The organism is Candidatus Poribacteria bacterium (assembly GCA_026702755.1).
Lineage (GTDB): Bacteria > Poribacteria > WGA-4E > WGA-4E > WGA-3G > WGA-3G.
Window position 1 is genome coordinate 163,272 of record JAPPBX010000017.1, and the last position, 6,394, is coordinate 169,665.

The window sequence follows — 6,394 nt, forward strand, 5'->3', positions numbered from 1 at the left end:
TCGATAGATTCGTGGTATAATTCTACTTGCAAAAAAAGTGGAAACAGGTCTGGCAACTACAATCACTTCTTGCCCTCGTTACCAAGAAAATAGAATCTTAACCTTCTTTTCATGAACCTATTCCGATTTTTTCAGAATTATGAGACTTTTTTATCTCAAGTAGCGTCACTAAGTGTTGATGTGAAATGATGAACATTCCCTTTTCAGAGGTGTCCGATGAAAAATGACGATACTCAACTCATCCAACGCGTCCTTGATGGCGACGATACCGCGTTCTCTACACTTGTGAAAAAATATCAGAGATCTGTTCACGCGCTTGCGTGGCGGAAGATCGGAGATTTCCATATCGCTGAGGACATCACGCAGGATACGTTCCTGAAAGCGTATCAGAGACTCTCTACGCTGAAGAAACCGCAGCGTTTCGCAAGTTGGCTCTATGTGATAGCAGCGAACCATTGCAGCACATGGCTGCGTAAGAAACGTCTGTGGACACAGTCGTTGGAAGACACAAACAGCGCGCAGTTTGAAAAAGCGACGTACTCTGGGCATGTCATTGAGGAGAACGAGCGGACAACGGCAGAAGCGCAGCGCGAAGTCGTCAAGAAGTTGCTTGCGAAGCTAAAGGAAAGCGATCGGACTGTCATCACGCTCTACTACCTCGGGGGAATGACTTACGAAGAGATAAGCGAGTTTTTAGGGGTCTCGGTAGCTGCGATTAAGAACCGGCTTTACCGAGCACGTCGCCGCTTAAAGGAGGAGGAACCCATGGTAAGAGAGGCTTTAGGCAATTTCCAAATCATACCACATCTCACTGAAAACATTATGCAAGAAATTTCGCGTCTGAAACCCGTTACCCCGTCAGGCAGTAAGCCGTTAATTCCATGGGCAATAGGTGGTTCGGTGTTAGTCGTCGCGTTTTTGATGTTAGGTGTCGGCAATCAATACTTGTCGCGTTTCCAAAAGCCATATAGTTTTGAGGCGACTTCAGAAATGACAGTCGAACTCATTGAAGCACCCATTGTGCTGAATCTTGAATCCGAACCAGATGATCGGACTCAACTTGGAAGTCCCACTACTTCGGGTAAAAGCGTTGTGTTTGCGCAGCAACCTGATAAGGGACCAGTTGTATTTGCCGCTGCTGAATCGGATGAAACCTCTGAAAATTATACGCAATGGGAGCTGCCCAAAGAAGCGAAAGCGCGTTTAGGAAAAGGCGGCATTAATATGATTGCGTTTTCACCGGATGGCACGCAACTCGCTGTGGGAACGAACATCGGTGTGTGGTTGTACGATGCGGAGACAGGTGAAGAGAAGTCCCTGTTTATGGGCGGGTGTCGATCCCTCGCATTTTCGCCGGATGGTCGTTTCCTTGCCAATGGCGGTGGATATTCTGATGTGCCGAAAGTCGAATTGTGGGAGATAGCTACCGGACGTGAAGTGTTGCTCGCTGATGCGTATGATTCTGCTTCAGTATTACGGTTCTCTTCAGATGGGAAGATGGTTGTCAGTGTGAGTGGTTCGGGGGATTCAATTATCAGTTTGGATGTTGAAAGTGGAAGGGCGTTTGCAAGACCTTTCAAGAGTAACCCCTTTGGCGAGTTTAAAGGGGGAAATGAAGTGTACGCAATCACACGTGGTAAGGTGGCTATTGGACAGATGGATGGGAAGATTCAGTTATGGGACACAACAACCCACAAAGCGTTATCCACCCTTAGAGGACATACAGATTTGTCGCTTCAACCGCTGGGTAAGTCCTCTCCCCGTAGACGATCGTTTATACCGAACCGAAAAAATCAGGTTTTAGCGTTGGCCTTTTCGCCTGATGGCACGCGTCTCGCCAGCGGAAGTAAGGACAAAACGGTGCGATTATGGGATCTTACCCGCGAGGATGAGTGGATTACACTCCAAAAACATACGGGTTGGATAAACGCGTTAGCGTTCTCCCCAGACGGAGAGGTGCTTGCCAGTGGGAGTACCGATAAAACGGTGCAATTGTGGGATACCGCCACTGGAGAACCGCTCGCGACGCTCACTGGGCATATCAACGGTATTACTACGTTAGCGTTTTCGCCCGATGGCAGTACGCTTGCGAGTGGGAGTGCAGATGGCACCATCCGGTTCTGGAATACAGGAACTGGTGCTCCATTACCGGATCGTATCACTGAACACACGCAGTTGGTGAAAGCGGCGACTTTCTTTGAGGATCGTAGGGGCGAGGTCACCTTGAAGAAACACCCAAGCAAAAACCCCCTACTGGTGAGTGTGGCGTTTAATGGTGTAATCACCTTTTGGGATGTGAAAACATTGCAAAAGTCCACAATCCAAGCTACAGGACATCGGGATTTGTTTCCAACTTTAGCATTTTCACCGGATGGCACGAAACTCGTTAGTGTAGGGGCAGAAGGGACTACAGCCTCTTGGCGGCTGGATCATCTGATTCGTCTGACAGATGTAAAGACAGGGCGTGAATTAGCAACACTACCGCACGGTAGCACCAACGAACTGACCTTTTCACCTGATGGCAAAACGGTGGCGTTTAGCGGTTTTGGTGAAATTCGCTTGTGGAACACGGAAACCGGTGATGAACAGGCGATTCCTCTGGCTGATCTGAAAGCTGGTGTTCCTCACAATATACCAACAGTTTCAGCATTGGCGTTTTCGCCAGATGGTAGATGGCTCGTCAGTGGAACTCAAGGCGGAAAAACCCAGATGTGGGACGTTACGACCAGTGAAGCCTTGGTCGCCTTTGCAGATCCGACGACGCGAGAGGATCCCGGGGGTATTTCTGCGTTGGCATTTTCGCCAGACAGAACCTTGCTTGCCGTTGGCACACATAATCACATCCATTTATGGGAGGTGGATCCCCCTAATAAACTTTTCTCGGTTAGCACCGAACATAAGCGAGGTAATGCAAGATTCTATGGCAATCCTGAACCGTTGGTTTTTTCGCCAGATGGAACGATTCTCGTTAACGGACTTGACAACGGCGCAATTCAATTGTGGGACGTTACGACTGGCAATCAAATCGCTGCACTTGATGGGCATACGCAAGGAGTGGAGACGTTGAAATTTTCTCCTGATGGGAGAACACTCGTTAGCACAGCCATGGATGGTACAATCCTCTTGTGGGATTGGGATGAAGTCCTCGCGGATTCACCCAAAAGTGAATAATAATGAAACAGATTGCAGAGGCGGTAACCACCTGCGGATTGCACGTGATTGCCGCCTTATCCTTGTCCCATTCAAACCCCCAATTAACCTCACATACCTCACGTTAAATCTCCACGCTACTGTCATCTCCAGACGGTATTCAAGTTTCCATACTAACGAAGTCTACTGAACTTACCTCCAACCGCATCTCTCCTGAAAATCTGCTTTTCCCAATCTATATTCTTTTAGCCAGATTTATGCTATAATGCCACTAACAGATAGCAGCAGAAGCAAATCGAATGCCTAAAAGTTTTCTTTACCTCTCGTTATCACCAGAATGGAATCTCAAACCTCTTTTCATGAACCTGTAATTCTCCTGCGGAACTTGGGAAATAAAAGTTTGCAGAATTGTGAGATTATTTTTCCTCTTATCGCGTCACTATATGTTGATATGAAACAATGAACATTCCCTTTTTAGAGGTGTCCGATGAAAAATGACGATGTTCAGCTTATCCAACGCGTCCTTGAGGGTGATGATACTGCATTCTCCACACTCGTGAAAAAATATCAGAGATCCGTTCATGCGCTTGCGTGGCGGAAGATTGGAGATTTCCACATCGCCGAGGATATTACACAAGATACGTTCCTGAAGGCGTATCAGAAGCTGTCTACGCTAAAGGAGCCACAGTCTTTCGCGAGTTGGCTATATGTCATAACCGCAAATCAGTGCAAAGCATGGCTCCGTAAGAAACAGTCGTGGGTGCAATCGTTGGAAAACACAAGCAGTGCCCAGGTAGAGAAAGCGACCTATTCTGGGTATATCATTGAGGAGAACGAGCGAGTGACAGAGGAAACACAACGCGAAGTCGTCAAAAAATTGCTTGCGAAATTACAAGAGAGTGATCGAACAGTCATCACGCTCTATTACCTCGGGGGAATGACTTACGAGGAGATTAGCAACTTTTTAGGCGTATCGGAAGCGACGATTCGGAATCGTCTTTACCGAGCGCGTCGCCGTTTAAAGAAGGAGGAACCCATGATTCGAGAAGCTTTAGGCAACTTCCAAATTACACCGAATCTCACGGAAAATATTATGCAAGAAATCTCACGTCTGAAACCGGTTGCGCCATCTGGCAGTAAACCGCTCATGCCGTGGGCGATCGCTGCGTCTACGTTGGCAGTGGTATTTTTGATGTTAGGTGTAGGCAACCGATACTTATCGCGGTTCCAAAAGCCTTACAGTTTCGATGCTGCCTCGGAAATGACAGTGGAACTGATTGAGGCACCCGTTGTGCTGAATCTTGAATCTAAACCGGATGTTCGGACGCAACTTGGAAGTTCCGTCCCTACATCGAATAAGAATAGTGTCTCCGAAAAGGGAACTGGTGAAGTACCCGTGCGATTTGCCGCTGCGGAATCGGATGAAACCGTCAAAGATTGGACGCAGTGGGAGCTGCCTGAAAAGGCGAAAGCGCGTTTGGGAAAAGGCGGCACTAACGTAATTCAGTTTTCACCCGATGGCGCGCAACTCGCAGTCGGTAGTAATATCGGTGTGTGGCTCTACGATGTAGAGACAGGTAAAGAAAGGACTCTGTTTGCTAATAAATCTCTATGCCTTACTTTTTCGCCTGATGGGCGGTTTTTTGCCAGTAGCGGTGGATCTTCTGGAAGGACGGAAATTCAAGTGTGGGAGGTAGCGACTGGACGTGAAATGTCGCTCATTGATCGGTATGATTCTGCCTCGGCGTTACAGTTCTCTTCAGATGGAAAAACGCTTATCAGTTTAGGTAGTTCAGGAAATTCAATCACCAGATTGAATGTTGAGACTGGCAGAGGGAAAACAAAGCATCTCAAAACTGGACTGTTCGGCATCGGTCTGTTTAGTTCAGAGGATTTTAATGGGGTTTACGCGATCACACAGGATAAAATTGCGATTGGAAAGGCGGACGGGAAGATTCAATTGTGGGACGTAGCCACCCGCAAGAAATTATCCACTCTCAGAGGACATGCAAATTTATCACTTAAACCGCTTGATTTGTCACTTAAAGCCTTTGATAAAGCCCGGCGGCGCAGATCATGGTTTCTACCGAAGGTTTCAGCAGTGGCGTTTTCGCCTGATGGCACGCGCCTTGCCAGTGGAAGCATAGATAAGACAGTGCGATTATGGGATCTCACCAGCAAGGACGAATGGATCACACTTCGGGGACATACAGGTTGGACAAACGTATTAGCGTTTTCTCCAAACGGAGAGGTGCTTGCCAGCGGGAGTACCGATAAAACAGTCCAATTGTGGGATACTACCACCGGTGAACTGCTCGCGATGCTCACTGGACATATCAACGGTATTACTGCATTAGCGTTTTCACCCGATGGTAAAACGCTTGTCAGTAGCAGCACGGACGGCACGGTCCGGTTCTGGCAGACGGAGACTGGAGCTCCGTTAGATAACCTTATCACCGGACACACACAGTCTATGAAGGCGGCGACTTTCTTTCAAGGGGGTTCTACACTTGTGAGTGCGGCGTTTAATGGTGTAATTACCTTTTGGGATGTAGAAACATCGCAGAAGTCCGCTATTGAAGATGCAGGGTATCGGGATTGGTTCTCAACCTTGGCGTTTTCACCTAATGGTACGAAACTCGCCAACGTTGGTACAGACAGCACTATAATTTTTCACGGAGGTCACGGTATCTCTCTTTCCAGCAGCGGGCAGCCAGATCATCTAATTCGTTTGACTGATGTCGGTACCGGACGTGAATTAGCAACGCTGCCGCACAGTAAAGGCACCGATAAACTCACCTTTTCTCCTGATGGCAAAACGGTGGCGTTTAGTGGTTATGGTGAAATTCGCTTGTGGAATACGGAAACCGGTGTCGAACAAGAGATCCCTCTCGCTGATGCGAAAACTGATGTTTTCAGTAATATACCGAGGGTTGGTGCGTTGGCATTTTCTCCGAATGGCGCGAGGCTCGTCAGTGGAACGCACCAGGGGAAAATCCAGATGTGGGACGTTGTGACTGGCGGAGCCTTAGCTGCTTTTGAAGAACCGACGGCGCAAAAAAATCTGGGGCAGATTGTTGCGTTGGCATTTTCTCCCGATGGCACCTTACTTGCTGTCGGGACACATAGTCAAATCCATTTATGGGATGTGAATACTGGTCATAAACTTTTCTCGGTTAGTGCTGTGTATAAACGAGGTAGAGTGACATTTCGTAATTACCCTACACCGTTGGTGTTTTCTCCT

The 6,394-nt window shown here is 47.9% G+C and carries 2 protein-coding genes; both read left to right on the forward strand.

Annotated elements, in window-relative coordinates:
* The first annotated feature begins 216 nt into the window (after window positions 1-216).
* Window positions 217-3,171: a sigma-70 family RNA polymerase sigma factor gene (locus tag OXH39_03535; protein MCY3549509.1), complete on the forward strand. Its 2,955-nt coding sequence runs from the start codon at window positions 217-219 to the stop codon at window positions 3,169-3,171.
* 466 nt (window positions 3,172-3,637) lie between these two features.
* A partial coding sequence (locus OXH39_03540; protein MCY3549510.1) for a sigma-70 family RNA polymerase sigma factor occupies window positions 3,638-6,394 on the forward strand: 2,757 nt, incomplete at its 3' end.

What these genes read in the sequence shown, in the direction of transcription:
- OXH39_03535 (MCY3549509.1), top strand. Translation starts at nt 217, where the DNA reads ATGAAAAATGACGATACTCAACTCATCCAACGCGTCCTTGATGGCGAC.